Genomic DNA, 16,764 nt, shown 5'->3' with positions numbered 1-16,764 from the left:
CGCGCGGGGTGCGGGGAGTAGGGTGCGGGCCGTGTCCGGGTATGAGCGTGATCTCGTCGGGTACGGCGCCGAACCGCCCCGCGCGGGCTGGCCCGGTGGGGCGCGGGTCGCCGTGAGCCTCGTGCTGAACTACGAGGAGGGCGGCGAGCGCAGCGTCCTGGACGGGGACGACGGCGCCGAGGGGTACCTGCACGAGATCGTGGGGGCGCCGGCCGTCGAGGGCGGGCGGGACCTGAACGTCGAGTCGATGTTCGCCTACGGTGCGCGGGCCGGGTTCTGGCGGGTGCACCGGACGGTCCGGGCGCACGGGGCGCCGCTGACCGTGTTCGCGGTGGGGCAGGCCCTGGAGCGCAACCCCGACGCGGCGCGGGCGATGGGGGCCGCCGGGTGGGAGGTCGCGGGGCACGGGTGGCGGTGGATCGACTACCGCGACGTGCCCGAGGAGGTGGAACGGGCCGACATCGCGCGGACCGTCGAGACGATCGGGCGGCTCGTCGGACGGCGGCCGGTGGGGTGGTACACCGGGCGGACCAGTGTGCGGACGCGGCGGCTGGTGGCCGAGGAGGGCGGGTTCCTGTACGACTCCGACGACTACTCCGACGACCTGCCGTTCTACGTCGGGGAGGGTGGGCGGGAGCGGCTCGTGGTGCCGTACGGGCTGGACGCCAACGACTTCAAGTTCCTGATCGTGCACGGGTTCACCACCGCCGACGACATGCTCGCCTACCTCGTCGACACGTACGACACGCTGCACGCGGAGGGAGCCGACCGGCCGCGGATGATGAGCGTGGGGCTGCACGGCCGGATCATCGGGCGGCCCGGGCGGATCCGGGCGCTCGACGGGTTCCTGCGGCACGTCGCGCAGCTCGGCGGGGGGTGGGTGGCCACGCGCGAGCAGATCGCGCGGCACTGGCTCGCCGCGCATCCGCCGGGCGGGGCGCGGGGGTGAGGGGCCGCGGGGCGGGGGGTGAGGGGCGCGGGCGGGCGCAGGGGTGAGGGCCCCCTGCCGTCGGGGCGGCGGGGGGCCCTCGGTGTGCGGGGTGCGGATCAGCAGGCGGCGACCGCCCCTACCCAGTTCCAGTCCGCCTGGGGGTCGGAGCTGGGACCGCCGGGGGACGTCCAGCGGAGGACGCCGCTACGGTCGTAGAACTTCATCCGGTACTTGGACGGCTGGGCGTTCTTCCAGGAGCCGGTCCCCGTGTAGTTGTTCATGTGCCGGTCGCCGCACTCGTACACGAAGTCCTCGTCGCCCGTGAACCATGTGCCCGACCAGAGGCAGCCGTAGCCGTACGGGCATTCGCCCGCGAGGCTGCGGGGAGCGTCCAGGTCACGGGCGCGCTGCTCGCCCGGCAGCGTCAGCAGGCGGTAACTCCCCCGGCCGAAGGCGATCTTGTTGGCGCCGACCTGCCGGCCGCCGGTCGCCGCGAGGTTCGCGTCCACGGTGCGCTGGAGCTCATCGGCCTGCGCACTGCTCAGACCCGCCGACCTGGCCTGGGCGGAGAAGGCGGTCTGCGAGGGTGTGGCCGTGGTGTCGGTCGCCTGGGCCGGGCCCGTCACGGCGAGGGCGCCGAGCAGGGCGGCGCCGAGCGCCGCCAGGCGGATACGCGTCGATGACATGGTTCTCCCCTGGTCGTCCGGGCCCACCGGGTGGGCCGGATGGCGGGGTGCCCGGTCGGCGCCCCGTCCGCCGGAAGACTGACCGGAGCGCAGATTGGCCGGACGGTCCGGCTTGCGTCTGTGCAGGTCAGCGCTTATGGAAGGGGTGGACAACCCGGTTGTCCGGCGGACAACGCGGGGGGTCAGGGGTGCTTGCCGACCTCGTCCGAGACGGTGAAGGCGGTCGCGCAGGACGGGCAGGTGGCCCGGCCGAAGAGATGGGTCAGGCCGCGCGCGATGTCCTCGTGGCCGGCCCGCGTCGCCGTGCGGTGCAGGCGGGCGGGCAGCGGGGCGAGGGCGGCCGGTTCGGCGGGCAGGAGCGCCGCCCGGGCCGGGTCGGCCGTCACGGCGTTGCCGTCCGGGGCGAAGGCGTGGTGGCCGCCGAAGGCGACGAGGAGCGCCGAGGTGCAGGCGGGGCAGTCGAGCTCGTACTCCTGCTCGAACAGGCCCTCCAGGCGGCCGGCGCTCCACACCCGCTCGCCCTCGAAGGCCAGGACGCACTGGAGGAGGTAGACGAAGGCGGGGGCGTCGTCCGTCGCGGCGTCGAGGAGGGCGCGGGCGACGGGGAGGAGGGCGGCGGTCTCGCCCGCGTGGCGGGCGGTGCGTTCCTCGTCCGCCGCCGACACGATGAGGCCCGCCATCAGGACCGCGTCGAGGGGGGCGCCCGGGGCACGGCCGGTGGCGATCGCGGCCAGGTGCGGGAGGGCGGCGAAGCTGTCGTCGTAGACGGAGCCCTGATGGCACAGGTCGTCCCACAGCTCGCCCCAGACGCGGGCGTCCTCCTCACCGCCGAGGCGGGCGAAGGCGGCGGGGAGGTCGTCCGAGGGGCGCGCGATCATGGGAAGGCATTCTTCCGGATACGGCCGCGGGGCGGGACGGCGGCCCCGGAGCGGTGTGGCCGCGGGGGCGTCGGGGGCGTCGGGGGACGCTCGGGTGGCCGACTCCGGTCAGCTGGGCGGACGGGGCACTGCCGGGGCGGGTACGGAGACCGCGATCAGGTGGTCGGCGCGGTCGTGGAAGCGGATCCGGCCCGACCCGGGCGGGTGTCGAGCACGGGGGGGCGCCTGGGGAGTCCGGGCCCGCGAGGCGGGCAGGCGGGGGCTCGGCGGTGGTCGGGGGCCGCGGGGGCAGGCGGGGGGCTCGGCGGTGGTCGGGGGCCGCGGGGGCAGGCGGGGGGCTCGGGGGCAGGCAGGGGCTCGGGGGCGGTGCCGGCCGCGAGGGCCGGGGCCGCCGGGAGCAGCACGCCGAGGAGCGCCGTACCGCGGGCCTTCAGGGGTGTGCGGGGTGATGACACGGGGGCTCCATTCGCCGTCGGGGCGTGCCGCTCCGTGGCGGCGCGTCCCGGCGAAGCCTGGCCGGGGGACGGCTCGGCCGCCCGGGGGCGGTGGCCGTGCGGGGGCGGTGGCCGCCCGGGGGCGGTGGCCGTGCGGGGGCGGGGGTGAATGTGCGGGGGCGGGGGGGCAGTGCGGACCGGGGGGACGTGCGGGCCAGGGGGGCCGTGCGGGCCGGGAGACCGTGCGGGCCACGGGGACCCTGCCGGCCACGGGGACCGTGCGGGCCGGGGGGCGTCCCCGTTCGCGGTGGATGGTGGGGGCGGCGGTGGTTCAGTTGGGGGTGGTGATGGAGCTGGCGGAGGCGCCGAGGGTGGTCCACTCGGTTCCGCGGCCCGTCCAGCGGGAGACGGCCAGGTCCTGGCCGATGCGGTAGACGGAGTCGGCGCCCACGGCGAGGCCGACGCCGGCGGCGCCGATCGGGGTCCATGCGTCCGGCACGTTGTCGTACCTCAGGATCCGGCCGGTGGCGGTGTCGACGGCGAAGAGGCCGGCGCCGCCCGCGTACAGGGTGCGGGCCGGGCCGCCGATCCGGCGCCAGTTGCTGCCCTTGGCGTTGGCCTGCCAGACCTCCCGGCCGTCGGGGGAGATCCGGGCCACATAGTCGGGTCCGACGGCGAAGTCGGCCCCCGGGCCTCCCGCGTCGACCCAGGAGTCGCCGAAGCCCGTGTACCGGAACAGGGCTCCAGTGTCGGGGCTGGTCGCGAAGAGGCCCGCGCCGCCCGCGTACAGCCGGGCGGCGGCGGTGCCGATGCGGACCCATTCGGTGCCCTGGCCGGTCCAGCGCATGACGGCGTCACGGTGTTCGGTGATCCCGTAGAGGGCGTCCCCGGTGGTGGCGAACTGGTCGCCCGGGAAGCCGATCTGGGACCAGGAGCTGGAGGGCTCGTCGTACTTGAAGATGCGGCCGTCGCCGGTGTTGGTGGCGAACAGGCCGGCGGCCCCGGCGTAGACCTTCTCGGCCGCGGGGCCGATGACCTTCCAGGCACCGTCGCGGGCGGTCCACCGCAGGACGCTGCGGCGGTCCTGGGAGACGGCGTAGGCGGTGCCGGGAGGGGCTTGCGGGGCGGGCGGCGCGGGGGTGGGGGCGTCCGGGGCGGGCGGGGTGGGGGTGCCCGGGGCGGGGAGGGGACCGGGGAAGGAGGGCAGGGGGCCAGCGGTGGGCGAAGGGGAGGGCGTCGGGGTGGGCGAGGGGGCCGGGGGCGGGGCCGAGGGGCTTCCCCGGTGGGGCGGGACGGGCTGGGCGTGGGGGGCTGTTTCGGTGGTGAGGAACGTGTTCCGGTGGACCGCCAGGACCCCGGTGAGGGTGGCTCCCGCGAGGACCGCGAGGGCGAGGAGGACCCCCAGGACCGCCGGCGGGGTCCTGGCGGGCCCGGTGCGGCGGAGTGCGGGGACCGAGGGGGTGGCGGGGACCGCGGGAAGGGTGTCGAGGCGTTCGAGGACGACGCCCTCGATGACCTCGCGGGTGCCCCGGTCGGCCCGGGCCCGTTCCCACAGCCAGTGGGCGTCCTCGCGCTGCTGTTCCAGGCTGTGGCGCAGCCGGATCAGCTCCTTGGACAGGGGCTTGTCCGCCGCCGGCGGCGGGTCCTCCCCCGGGCCGGCTCCGGGGGCGTCGGTCGGTGGGGGCGCGAGGACGGGGAGCCGGCGGCGTGCGGCGGCCTCGCGCCGGGCCAGGACGTCGGCGACGGCCCGGCGTGCGGATTCCTCGGCGGCCCGGGCGGTGACCAGCTGGTCGAGCGCCTCGTCCAGCCGGTCCCGTAACCGCTCGGGTGGGGACGGGCGTGCCGTGGGCCCGGCGGTGGCGTCCGGCGCGGTGTCCGGCTCGGCGACTTTGGCTTGTTCGCGGAGCATCGTCATCAGGGACAGCAGGCCCTCCACCAGCCGGCCGGAGGTGGCGAGGTCCTCCTGGGCCCGGCGCAGCGCTTCCTCCAGGCCGGGTGCGGGGGTGGCCTCGGCCTCGGTCTCGGCGTCCGCGGTCAGGGCCCGGGCGTGCAGCGTCCGGGCCCTGGTCAGGAGCCGCTGGCGGCCGCGGGGGTCGCGGACGCACTCCCTGACGACGAGGCCGAGGCGGCCGAGCGGGATGATCCGGGCGCCCGAACGGTACTCGCTCCAGGCCGTCTTGCCTCCCCCGAACCGCTGGGCCAGCTCCCGTACGGTCAGGCCGGCGGTGACCTGCCGCAGCAGCTCGGCCAGCTCGTTGGCGGCCCGCGAGCGGCCCTTCGGAGCTCCTTGTGGTCGTCCTGCCCTGGCCATGGTGTTCCCCCCTGGTGTCCACGGTCCGTGGCGGGTGTCGGCCCGCCGGGCCTGGCAGTGCAACAGGCGGGGTCGGCCGCGTCCACAGTGGGGTGGGGCGGGTGTCCGAAAGGCGGGTCGTGGCCGTGAAGGGCGGTACCCGGGTGGGGTACCGCCCCTTCGGCGGAGGGGTCAGGCCGCGAGGCCGGGTTCGGTGGGGGCGGGGGCGGGCTTTCCGGCGCGCATGACGACGGCGGCCAGCAGGGCGGCGGCGAGGAGGCCGGCGGCGCTGAAGGTGAAGGTGGTGGTCATCGCGGAGGTGAAGGCCTCGCGGGCGGCGCGGACCGGGCCGGCTTCGCCGTGGGCGGCGGCCAGGGCCCCGGCGAGCGAGTGCCGGGCCTCGGCGGGGGCTTCGGCCGGCATCCTGCGCGCGTAGCCGCTGGTGAGCAGGGAGCCGAGGATGGCGACGCCGAGGGCGGTGCCGGCCTGCTGGATGGTGTCGTTGAGGGCCGAGCCGACGCCCGCCCGCTCCTCGGGGATGGTGGCCATGAGGGCGCCCACCGCGGCCGGCATGGCCAGGCCCGCGCCGAGGCCGAGGAGGCCGAGGGCGACGGCCGGGACGGTGAAGCCGGTGTCGGCGGAGACGGTGGTCAGGAGGGCGAACGAGGAGGCCATCACCAGCAGGCCGGCCACGACCAGGGGGCGGTGCCCGGTCCGCGCGGCCAGGCCGGCGCCGGCGGCGTTGCCGGCGAGGGCGGCGACGGCCAGCGGGACGAAGGCGAGGCCGGCCTTGAGGGGCGAGTAGCCGAGGACGAACTGCAGGTACTGGGTGAGGACCAGGAGCAGGCCGCCGTTGCCGATCTGGACGAGCGTCAGGGAGAGCGAACCGCCGCTGAAGTCGCGGTTCCTGAAGAGGGCGAGCGGGACCATCGGGGAGTCGGTGGTGTTCTCCCGGACGACGAAACCGACGAGGGCGGCGACGGCGACGGCCAGGGTGGTGAGGGAGCGGCCGCCGAAGGCGCCGTGCTGCGGGATCTCGATGATCCACCAGACGAGGGCGGTCATACCGGTGGCGGAGAGGACGGCGCCCAGCGGGTCGGGCTTCTGCCAGGGGCCCTTGGACTCCGGCATGAGGGTGAGGGCGGCGACGACGGCGAGGGCGACGACGGGGACGTTGATCAGGAAGATCGAGTGCCAGGAGAACCGGTCGATGAGGACGCCGCCGAGGACGGGGCTGCCGACCAGGCCGAGCATCGCGACGGAGCCCCAGGCGGCCATGGCCTTCGGCCGCTCCTCCTCGTCGAAGACGGTGACGAGGAGGGAGAGGGTGGAGGGCATGATCAGGGCGCCGCCTACGCCCATGGCGACGCGTACGGCGATGACTTGGGCGGGGTCGTCGGCGAAGGTCGCGGCGAGCGAGGCGGCGCCGAAGAGCAGCAGGCCGATCAGCATGATCCGGCGGCGGCCGAACCGGTCGCCGAGGCTGCCGGAGGTGAGCAGGAGGCCGGCGAAGACCAGGATGTAGGAGTCGAGGATCCACTGGGTGTCCTCGGCGCTCGCGCCGAGGTCGGCGGTCATGGACGGGACCGCGACGGTCAGCGCCATGGAGTCGACGACGAGGACCAGGGAGCTCAGGCACAGCACGATCAGGATCCACCAGCGGCGTGGGTTGCGGCGGGTTTCCATGGGTGGGTCCCTCTCTCTGCTGCACGGGCGTGCCGGCGCTCGGATTGCGTACGGCGTTGCTTGATGCGAACACCGTACGCGCAACGGAACGTTGTACGCAAGGAGGGGAGCGGGGGTCGGCGTTCAGAGGGTCGCGAGGAAGGCGCGGACCTCGGCGGCGAAGCCCTCGGGGTCGGCCTGCTGGACGAAGTGGTCGGTGTCCAGGGCCCGGTAGACCGTGCGGGGCCGGCCGGCGGCCATGGCGAGGGCCTGGTCGGCGGGGAGGACCTGGCTGCGCAGTCCGTGGATCAGCAAGGCGGGGCAGTCGGTGGCGAGCCACCGCTCCCAGTGGTCGCCTTGGACGAGGGTCTCGGAGTCGACGGTGTCCTGCGGGTGGAACGGCAGCCGCCAGCCGGAGCCGTCGGCCAGCGGGCGCAGCGCCGGGCGCAGGACGGCGCCGAAGGGGCCGCAGGCGGCGGCGAGCTTCTCGGGGGTGGGCGCCGTGTACGGGAAGTTCAGCACGAAGGCGAGGGGGCTGACGCCGCGGTCGGGCAGGTCGGCGGCGGTGTCGACGTCGATCAGCGCCTCGACCAGCTCCGGGCGTTCGGCGGCCAGGTGGACGGCGTTGATCGCGCCGAGGGAGTGGCCGAGGAACACCGCGCGGTCGATGCCGAGGTGGTCGAGGAGGGCGAGGAGGTCGGAGAGGTAGCCGGCGCGGCCGTACTCGGGGGCGCGGTCGGAGTCGCCGTGGCCGCGCTGGTCGGGGGCGATCACCCGCCACTCGGGGCCGAGGGCGGCGGCCAGGGCGGTGAAGGACGCGCCCTCGGAGAGGTGGCCGTGGAGGGCGACCAGGGGGCGGCCGGTGCCGCCGGAGTCGAGGTAGGACAGGGCGCGGCCGTCGACGGTCAGGGTGGCGCGGGCGGGCCGGGCGGTGGTGGTCGGGGTGGTGGCGGTCATGGCGGAACTCCTCGGTTCGGGTGGCGGGCTTGCCGAGATCGACCATACGTACGTCTATGACAGTCGTTCAATACGGTTGTATGGATCGGTCGTTCGCGCCCTTCCCACCTCGGCGTTCGACCGGGGCCCCGAGGGGCCGCCGCCGCGCGTCGAGGGGTTCTCCAGGGGTTCTCGAGAGCGTCCCGAGCGGGGACCCCGATGCTTTCGGCCAAGGCCGACGGCATGGGGGGAACGGAATGGGTCATGGTCCGCAGGAAGTCCACGGCGGCGGTGACCCGCACCTCGGCCGGTACGCCGCGCGCACCGCGGGCATGACGGCCTCGGAGATCCGGGCGCTGTTCGCCGTCGCCAGCAGGCCCGAGGTGGTCTCGCTGGCCGGCGGAATGCCGAACCTGGCCGCGTTGCCGCTGCGGGACATCGCGGCGCAGACGGCCCGGATCATCGCCGAGGAGGGCCTGACGGCGTTGCAGTACGCGTCGGCGCAGGGCCTGCCGGAGCTGCGGGAGCAGATCTGCGAGGTGATGGCGCTGGAGGGCGTACGCGGCCACCCGGACGACGTCGTGGTGACGGTCGGCTCGCAGATGGGCCTCGACCTGGTGGCCCGGCTGTTCTGCGACCCGGGCGACGTGGTGCTGGCCGAAGGCCCGTCGTACGTCGGCGCGCTGGGCTCCTTCGCCACCTACCAGGCGCAGGTCGTGCACGTGGCGATGGACGAGCACGGCCTGGTGCCGGACCGGCTGCGGGCTGCGCTGCGGCAGGCGAGGAACGCCGGGCGGCGGGTGAAGATGCTCTACACGATCCCGAACTTCCACAACCCGTCCGGGGTGACGCTGGCGGTGGGGCGGCGGGCGGAGATCCTGGAGATCTGCCGGGCGTACGGCGTGCTGGTGGTCGAGGACAACCCGTACGGCCTGCTCGGCTTCGACGGCCGGACCCACCCGGCGCTGCAGTCCCTGGACCCGGAGAACGTGGTGTACCTGGGCTCGTTCTCCAAGACGTTCGCCCCGGGCCTGCGGGTCGGCTGGGTGCTGGCGCCCGGCGCGGTACGGGAGAAGCTGGTGCTGGCCGCGGAGTCGGCCACGCTGTGCCCGCCCACGCTGAACCAGATGGTCGTGTCGCGCCACCTGGCCACGCAGGACTGGCGCGGGCAGATCGAGACCTTCCGGGTGACCTACCGCGAGCGCCGTGACGCGATGCTGCGCGCGCTGGAGGACCACCTGCCGCCGGGGTGTACGTGGACCGAGCCGGACGGCGGTTTCTACGTGTGGGTGAGGGTGCCGGAGGGCGTGGACACCCGGGCGATGCTGCCGCGCGCGGTGGACGCCCGGGTGGCGTACGCCTCGGGCACCGGGTTCTACACGAACGGGCTCGGCGGCCGCCGGATGCGGCTGTCCTACTGCTACCCGCCGCCCGAGCGGATCCGCGAGGGCGTCCGCCGGCTGGCCGCGGTGCTGGAGGCCGAACCGGCCCTCGCGCCCGCCTTCGAAGCGGTCTGACGGGGGCGGGGCCCCGCGCGGCGCCGGTGCTGCCGGCGGGATCCGAAGGACGCAGGACGAAGGACGAAGGGACACGACGACGGTGAACAGCACCTGGTTCCGGCGCTACACCACGGCCCCGGCGAACGCCCCGCGGCTCGTGTGCTTCCCGCACGCCGGGGGCTCGGCGACGGCGTACAAGCCCCTGGCGCACGCGCTGGCCGCGTACTTCGACGTGGTGTCCGTGCAGTACCCGGGCCGCCAGGACCGGTTGGAGGAGGCGCCGTACACCTCCCTGGAGCCGCTCGTCGAGGCGGTGGCCGGGGAACTGGCCCGCGCGCTGGCGGCGGAGCCCGGGCGGCCGTACGCCCTGTTCGGGCACAGCATGGGCGCGCTCGTCGCGTACGAGACGGCCCGCCGGCTGGAACGGGCCGCGCTGCCCGCCCCCCGGCGGCTGTTCGTCTCCGGGCGGGGCGCTCCGCACACCCGGTCCGGGGCCCACTACCGCGACTACGGCGACGCGGACGTGCTGGCCGAGGTGCGCAGGCTCAGCGGCACCGACCAGAGCGTGCTGGACAACCCCGAGATCCTGGAGATGGTGCTGCCGGCGCTGCGGGCGGACTACCGGGCCGTCGGCACGTACACCTGGAGCGGGGGCGGGCCGCTCGCCGCTCCGGTGACCGCCCTGACCGGGGACCGGGACCCGATGGTGACGCTCGCGGAGGCCCGGGCGTGGCGGGAGCACACCACGGGCGGGTTCGGGCTGGAGGTGTTCCCCGGCGGCCACTTCTACCTCGACGAGCAGCGGGCCGGGGTCGCCTCGGCCGTCGTGGAGGGGCTGCTCGCCCGGGCCGGCGTCGTCTCCTGACGACGACGGCGGGGCGGACGTCACGGGCCGTGGGATCCGGTGGATCCCACGGCCCGTACGGCTTTCCGCACGTGCGGGCGGTCAGAGGACGGCGCCGTCCCTGGTCCTCCTGCGCAGGCTCGGCCTGCTGGACCGCGCGAGGTCCTTCCACATGTCGGACAGGCCGGTGACGGTGCGCGCCGCGAACAGCCGGCGGATGGTCACCTCCTGGTTCAGCTCCGCGCGGATCAGGCCCACCAGCCGGATGGCCCGCAGGGAGTTGCCGCCGAGGTCGAAGAAGTCCTCGTCGATGCCGACCCGGTCGAGTTCCAGCACCTCGGCGAACGCCCGGGCGAGGACCCGTTCGGTGTCGTTGCGCGGGGCCCGGTACGTCCCGCCGTCGGACGCGGGCTCCGGCAGCGCCGACCGGTCCAGCGCGCCGTCGGCGGTCACCGGCAGGCTTTCCAGCACGGTGAACACCGAGGGCACCAGGGACTCCGGCAGCCACCCGGCGGCGAAGCGGCGCAGTTCCTCGCCCGATACGGTGCGGCCCGGCGCCGGGACCACGTAGGCCACGAGCCGCTGCTGCCCGGAGCCGTCCTCCCGGACGGCCACCGCGCTCCGCGCGAGCCCGGTGTGCTCGGCGAGCACCTCCTCGATCTCGGCGAGTTCGACCCGGACACCCCGGACATCGGCCCGGGTGCCGGGTCCGCCCACGTACTCCAGGAGCCCGTCGGTGCCCCACCGCACCCGGTCCCCGGTCCGGTACATGAGCCCGCCGGCCGGGCCGAAGGGGCAGGCCACGAACCGCCCGGCGGTCAGGGCGGCCCGTCCGGGGTAGCCGCGGGCCACGCCGGGCCCGGCCACGTACAGTTCGCCCGCCACGCCGACGGGGACCGGGGCCAGGCCGGGGCCGAGGACGTAGAGGGCGGTGCCGTCCGCCGGGCGGCCGACGGCGCCCGCGTGGCGCAGGGGCGCGTCGGGGGCCAGGACGTGGCGGGCGGCGAAGGCGCCCGTCTCCGCGGGGCCGTGGCCGTGGACGACCGTCAGGTCGGGGCAGGCCTCCCGGACCCGGCGCAGCGCGGCCGCGGGCACGCGCTCGCCGCCGGTCCACACCTCGCGCAGTGCGGCGAGGCGTTCGGGGCGGTCCGCCGCGACCGCGGTGAACAGGCCGGCGGGCAGCCACAGCGCGGTGACCCCGTCGGTCTCCCGCGCCGCGTCGAGCGCGTCGAGGTCGAGGCCGGCGGGGGGTGCGAGGACCACCCGGCCCCCGTTCAGCAGGGGCGTCCAGAGGTCGAGGGCGAGCGTGTCGCAGGTGGGCGGGGCGTGCCACAGCACGGTGGTGGGGCCGTCCTGCCGCCGGCGGGCGTCCCGGACGAACCGTGCCGTGTTGGCGTGGGTGACGGCCACCGTGGCCCGGCCGGCCGGTGCGGAGCCGGGCGGCAGGGTCAGGACGGTGCCGGGGTGCGGTGCGGGCGGGGCCTGGGGGGCGGGGCCGGCCGGCTCCGCGAGGAGGTCCTCGAACCGGAGGACGGGGAGGCCGGGGAGGTCCGGGAGGTCCGTGGCCGCGCCGGTGAGCAGGAGGTGCGCCGAGGCTTCGGCGGCGAGTTCCGTGATCCGCCGCGCCGGGGCCGCCGGGTCGACGGGCAGGTGGGCGGCGCCGGCCTTGGCCAGGCCCAGCAGGGCGACGGCCAGCTCCGGTGAGCGGGGCAGGGCCACCGCGACGACGGTCTCGGGACCGGCCTGGCGGCGGCGCAGCGCCGCGGCCAGGCGGGTGGAGCGGGCGTCGAGTTCGCGGTAGGTGAGCACGAGGTCGCCGTGGACGAGGGCGGGGGCGTCGGGGGTGCGTTCCACCTGGCGCGCGAAGAGTTCCGGAACGGATGTTTCCGCGAGGGGGGTGTCCGTGGCGCCGGGGGTCCCCGGCACTCGGCCGCAAGCGGCGCCGTCCAGGACGTCGAGGGCGCCGACGGGCCGGCCGGGGTCGGCGACCAGGGCGCGGATGTGGGCGATCAGCTCCTCGCCGATGAAGCGGAGTTCGGCGCGGTGGTAGAGGCCGGCGGGGGCGTCGAGGCGGAGGTACAGGTCGCTGTCGGGGCTGCCGTCGGTGTAGACGCCGATGGACAGTTCCTCGAAGGTGCCCGTGGTGGCGCCGGAGTAGCGGGCGGGGCTGTCGCCGAAGTGGAGCTGCTCGGCGAACTCGACGACGTTGACGACGGCGCCGAAGCTGCCGCGGCCGCTCAGGACGGTTCCGGCGGCGCGCTGGATGTCCGAGTAGTGGCAGGCGGTGTGGTCGAAGATCTCGTACGTCTCGTCGCCGAGGGCGTCGGCGACCTCGGCGAAGGTCGCGCCGAGCGGGACGGCCGCCCGCACCGGGACGACGTTCACGGCCAGGCCGGGCGTCCTGGCGGCCACGCCGACGCGGTTGCCGACGGCCAGCGAGAACAGGAACTCGGGGCGGTCGCAGCGGTGGCGCAGGAAGACGGCGGCGGCCGCGGTCAGCAGCTGGGACTTCCACAGGCCCATGGACTGCGCGGCCGCGGTCCAGGCCTCCGCCTCGGCGCGCGGGACGGTCAGCGTCCGGCTGACCATGCCGATGGTCTCGGCCACTTCCGACCAGCGGTCGGCGCTGCCGAGGGGCTCGGAGAGGGCGGCGCGCTGCGCGTCGGAGAGGGCCACGCGGGGGATCTGCGCGGGGGCGGGGGCCTCCTTGAGGTAGTCGCGCCAGAAGGCGGTGTCCTCGGCGAAGCGCGGGGAGGCGAGGTACTCCACCGCCTCGGTGGCGAAGGAGGCGGCGTCCCACGGGTGTTCCGGGGCCGGTACCGGCTCGCCGCGCACGAGGGCGGTGTACACCTCGGCGAGGCGCCGCGAGAGCAGGCCGCCCGCGCCGTACCCGTCGGAGACGAGGTGGTGGTAGGCGATCACCAGGAGGGAGCGGGCCGGGCCGAGCCGGACCACGCCGAGCCGCAGCAGCAGGTCCCGTGCCAGGTCGAAGGGCTGGCGCACCAGGTCGGCCAGGGCTTCGCGGGCGGCCCGCTCGGGGTCGGCCTCGGCGGAGAGGTCGAGGAGGAAGGGCTGCCAGTCGCCCCGTTCACGGGGGACCAGCCGCAGCCCGGCGCCCTCGTCGACGAAGGTGACGCGCAGCACCTCCGCCTCGTCCATGACGTGCAGGAACGCGGACCGGATGGCCGTACCGTCCAGCTCTCCGTCCACGTCCCACATGGTCAGCGCGTGGTTGGGCGTGTCGGGCGCCATCTCCTGCGCCCGCCACATCCCTTCATGCGCGGACGACACACCGAACGAAGGCACACAGATCAACCCCTCAGCAGACAGGCCCGGGAACCGGCGGGACGCGCAGGTCACCCCCACCTTCGGGGAAGGCCACCGGTGGTTCAAGACACCCGGGTGCCGGGTGGGACGGGGCCTGCGGCCGGGGCGTGTCCCGCCGGCGGGACACGCCCCGGGGCCCGCCGGGCGGCGTGGGGTCAGTGGGTTCCGGACGCGGCCAGCAGGTCCGTGATGTGCCCGGCGATCCGGCGCGGCGAGGGCTGGCGCAGGACCAGGTTGGCCCGCAGCCTGAGCCCGGTCGAGGCCGTCAGGCGCTTGCTGAGCTCCGCCGAGAGCAGGGAGTCGAACCCGATCTCCTTGAACTCCTGGTCGGGGGAGATCGTGGCGCCGGAGGTGTGTCCGAGCACGAGGGCCACCTTCTCCAGGACGTGTGCGAGGACGAGTTCCCGCGCCTCCTCCCCGGAGAGGCCGGCGAGCCGGTCCGGCAGGGGGACGGCGCGGTCCTCGCCGTCGGGGCCGTCCGGGGCGGGGACCTCCGCCTCCACGGCCGTCCGGGTGGGGGCCAGCCAGTACCGCTGCCGCTGGAACGCGTACGTGGGCAGGTCGGTGCGGGGGCGCTCGCCGAAGAGCGCGGTCCAGTCCACGGGGCCGCCGTGGGCGTGGAGGCGGGCCAGCGAGCCGAGCACGGACTCCACCTCGTCGCGGTCGCGCCGGGACGAGGACAGCACCAGGGCGTCGTCGAGGTCCTCGGTGATCTCCTGGACCGGGACGGTCAGCACGGGGTGCGGGCTCATCTCGATGAACACCCGGAACCCGTCGTCGGCCAACCGCCGGACGGAGGATTCGAAAAGGACCTTTTCGCGCAGGTTGTCGTACCAGTATGCGGCGTTCAGCCGGGTGGTGTCGATGACCTCGCCGTACAGGGTGGAGCAGAAGGGCACCTGCGACGGCCCCGGCTCCACGCCGGCCAGCGGCCCGGTCACCCGGTCGCGGACCCGGGCCACCTGGTGGGAGTGGGAGGCGTAGTCGACCGATATCCGCCGGGCCTGGACGCCGTCGGCCCGCATCTTCTCGACGAACTCGTCGAGCGCGTCCGGTTCCCCGGACACCACGACCGAACGGGGTCCGTTGACGACGGCGACGTCCAGCCGGCCGCTCCACGGTGCGAGGCGCTCCGCCACGACGTCGGCGGACTCCGCGACCGAGGCCATCCCGCCGTGGCCGATCAGGTCCACCAGGGCCTTGCTGCGCAGCGCCACGATCCGGGCGGCGTCCCGCAGGGACAGCGCGCCGGCGACGCAGGCGGCGGCGATCTCGCCCTGGCTGTGGCCCACCACCGCGGCCGGCTCCACCCCCCAGGAACGCCACAGGCGGGCCAGGGAGACCATCATCGCGAACAGCGCGGGCTGGACCACGTCCACCCGGTCCGGGGACGGCGCCCCCGGCGCGCCGTGCACCACGTCGAGCAGCGACCAGTCGACCCATTCGGACAGGGCGGCCGCGCACGCGTCGAGCTCCCGGGCGAAGACCGGGAAGGTCGCGTACAGCTGCCGGCCCATGCCGGCCCACTGCGAGCCCTGGCCGGGGAAGACGAAGGCGACGCCCCCGGGCTTCGCGGCCACCGCGCGCACCACCGCGGGGGATTCGGCTCCCCGGGCGAGCGCGGCGAGGGCGTCCAGCAGGGCGTCGCGGCCGCGTCCCAGCACGACCGCGCGGTGCTCGAACCGCGACCGGGCCGACACCAGCGAGGCGCCGATGCCGGCGAGGTCGGCGTGCGGTGCGCCGGCGAGGAAGGCGGCCAGCCGGGCCGCCTGTCCTTCGAGGGCGGCCGCGCTCCTGCCCGACAGCACCCACGGCAGCAGCCCGCCGGCGACGTCCGGGCCCGGGGCGGGGTCCGCCTGCTCCTGGGGCGGGGCCTCCTCCAGGATGACGTGGGCGTTGGTGCCGCTGACGCCGAAAGAGGAGACCCCGGCCCGGCGCGGGCCGTCCGGCCGGGTCCACTCCCGTCCCTCCACCAGCAGTTCGATCCCGCCGGAGGACCAGTCGACGTGCCGTGAGGGCGCGTCGACGTGGAGGGTGCGGGGCAGGTGGGCGTGGCGCATGGCCATCACGGCCTTGATGACGCCGGCGACGCCGGCGGCGGCCTGGGCGTGGCCCATGTTCGACTTGAGGGAGCCCAGCCACAGCGGCCGGCCGCCGGGCCGGTCCTTGCCGTAGGCGGCGAGCAGGGCCTCGGCCTCGATGGGGTCGCCCAGCACGGTTCCGGTGCCGTGGGCCTCGACCAGGTCCACCTCGGCGGCGGTGACCCCGGCGTCGGCCAGGGCCCGGCGGATCACCTTCTCCTGGGCGCGGCCGTTGGGGGCGGTCAGGCCGTTGCTGGCGCCGTCCTGGTTGACGGCGGAGCCGCGGACGAGGGCGAGCACCGGGTGGCCGTGGCGGCGGGCGTCGGAGAGCCGCTCCAGCAGCAGGACGCCGACGCCCTCGGCCCAGCCGGTGCCGTCCGCGCCGTCCGCGAAGGCCTTGCAGCGGCCGTCGGGCGAGAGCGCGCCCTGCCGGGCGAACTCCACGAAGGCCGCGGGCGAGGACATCACCAGCGCCCCGCCCGCGAGCGCCATCGAGCACTCCCCCGCGCGCAGCGACCGCACCGCCATGTGCAGGGCCACCAGGGAGGAGGAGCACGCCGTGTCCAGGGACACCGCCGGGCCGGTCAGGCCGAGTTCGTAAGCGACCCGGCCGGAGGCGACGCTCAGCGAGCTGCCGTACAGCAGGTAGCCCTCCAGCTCGCTCTGGCCGGCCTCCAGGAAGCGCCACCCGTACTCGGTCGAGCTCACGCCGGTGAAGACGCCGACCTCGGTGCCGCGGACGTCGGCGGGGACGATGCCGGCCCGTTCGAAGGCCTCCCACGAGGTCTCCAGCAGCAGCCGCTGCTGGGGGTCGGTGGCGAGGGCCTCGCGGGGGCTGATGCCGAAGAACTCGGCGTCGAAGCCGGCCGGGTCGGCCAGGAACCCGCCCTGGCGCACGTGGGCTCTGCCGGGGGTGTCGGGGTCGGGGTGGTAGACGTCGCGCCAGCCGCGGTCCTCCGGGAAGGCGTCCACGACGTCGCGGCCCTCGCGGACGACCTCCCACAGGTCCTCGGGCGAGGCGACGCCCCCCGGGTAGCGGCAGGCCATGGAGACCACGGCGATCGGCTCGTCCCGGCCGGCCTTGAGGGCCTCGATCTCCTGGCGGAGGCGGTCGCGTTCCTCCAGGAGCGTGCGGAGCGCCCGCTGGACCCGGTCCGCGCCCTCGGCCGTCCCATCCGCGGAGTTGGTCATGT

General features: G+C 75.7%; 10 protein-coding genes. 3 read left to right on the top strand and 7 right to left on the bottom strand.

What is annotated here, in order from left to right; all coding sequences use genetic code 11:
* The first annotated feature begins 31 nt into the window (after positions 1-31).
* The gene (gene puuE, locus ACZ5NJ_RS34935; protein WP_468770414.1) at positions 32-949 is read left to right on the top strand and encodes an allantoinase PuuE; all 918 of its coding nucleotides are present in this window, start codon (positions 32-34) and stop codon (positions 947-949) included.
* Positions 950-1,047: 98 nt separating this feature from the next.
* Here puuE and ACZ5NJ_RS34930 read toward each other — a convergent pair whose 3' ends face one another.
* From ACZ5NJ_RS34930 to ACZ5NJ_RS34910, 5 genes are all read right to left on the bottom strand, one after another.
* Positions 1,048-1,617 carry a peptidase inhibitor family I36 protein gene (locus ACZ5NJ_RS34930; RefSeq protein WP_468770413.1) on the bottom strand — a complete coding sequence of 190 codons (570 nt, stop codon included), beginning with the start codon at positions 1,615-1,617 and terminating at the stop codon, positions 1,048-1,050.
* Positions 1,618-1,799: 182 nt separating this feature from the next.
* Positions 1,800-2,495 (bottom strand): hypothetical protein, encoded by a 696-nt coding sequence (locus tag ACZ5NJ_RS34925; RefSeq protein ID WP_468770412.1) that lies wholly within the window; start codon positions 2,493-2,495, stop codon positions 1,800-1,802.
* 765 nt (positions 2,496-3,260) lie between these two features.
* Complete coding sequence (locus ACZ5NJ_RS34920) at positions 3,261-5,240, bottom strand: hypothetical protein (protein ID WP_468770410.1); 1,980 nt, start codon at positions 5,238-5,240, stop codon at positions 3,261-3,263.
* A 171-nt stretch (positions 5,241-5,411) separates the two neighbouring features.
* Positions 5,412-6,905: an MFS transporter gene (locus ACZ5NJ_RS34915; RefSeq protein WP_468770408.1), complete on the bottom strand. Its 1,494-nt coding sequence runs from the start codon at positions 6,903-6,905 to the stop codon at positions 5,412-5,414.
* Between the two features lie 123 nt (positions 6,906-7,028).
* Complete coding sequence (locus ACZ5NJ_RS34910; RefSeq protein ID WP_468770406.1) at positions 7,029-7,841, bottom strand: alpha/beta fold hydrolase; 813 nt, start codon at positions 7,839-7,841, stop codon at positions 7,029-7,031.
* A 236-nt stretch (positions 7,842-8,077) separates the two neighbouring features.
* Between ACZ5NJ_RS34910 and ACZ5NJ_RS34905 the strand changes: the two genes are divergently transcribed.
* Both ACZ5NJ_RS34905 and ACZ5NJ_RS34900 read left to right on the top strand, forming a co-directional pair.
* Positions 8,078-9,337 carry an aminotransferase-like domain-containing protein gene (locus ACZ5NJ_RS34905; RefSeq protein ID WP_468770405.1) on the top strand — a complete coding sequence of 420 codons (1,260 nt, stop codon included), beginning with the start codon at positions 8,078-8,080 and terminating at the stop codon, positions 9,335-9,337.
* A gap of 82 nt (positions 9,338-9,419) precedes the next feature.
* Complete coding sequence (locus tag ACZ5NJ_RS34900; RefSeq protein WP_468770403.1) at positions 9,420-10,184, top strand: thioesterase II family protein; 765 nt, start codon at positions 9,420-9,422, stop codon at positions 10,182-10,184.
* A gap of 81 nt (positions 10,185-10,265) precedes the next feature.
* Here the strand turns inward: ACZ5NJ_RS34900 and ACZ5NJ_RS34895 are convergent, their stop codons facing one another.
* Positions 10,266-13,454 (bottom strand): non-ribosomal peptide synthetase, encoded by a 3,189-nt coding sequence (locus ACZ5NJ_RS34895; RefSeq protein ID WP_468770402.1) that lies wholly within the window; start codon positions 13,452-13,454, stop codon positions 10,266-10,268.
* Between the two features lie 191 nt (positions 13,455-13,645).
* The gene (locus ACZ5NJ_RS34890) at positions 13,646-16,762 is read right to left on the bottom strand and encodes a type I polyketide synthase (protein WP_468770401.1); all 3,117 of its coding nucleotides are present in this window, start codon (positions 16,760-16,762) and stop codon (positions 13,646-13,648) included.
* Between the last annotated feature and the right edge of the window lie 2 nt (positions 16,763-16,764).

It is taken from the genome of Streptomyces sp. NPDC032091, assembly GCF_055580265.1.
The sequence above is the reverse complement of the archived record's forward strand: the minus strand, read 5'-3'. Positions and strand labels throughout refer to the sequence as shown.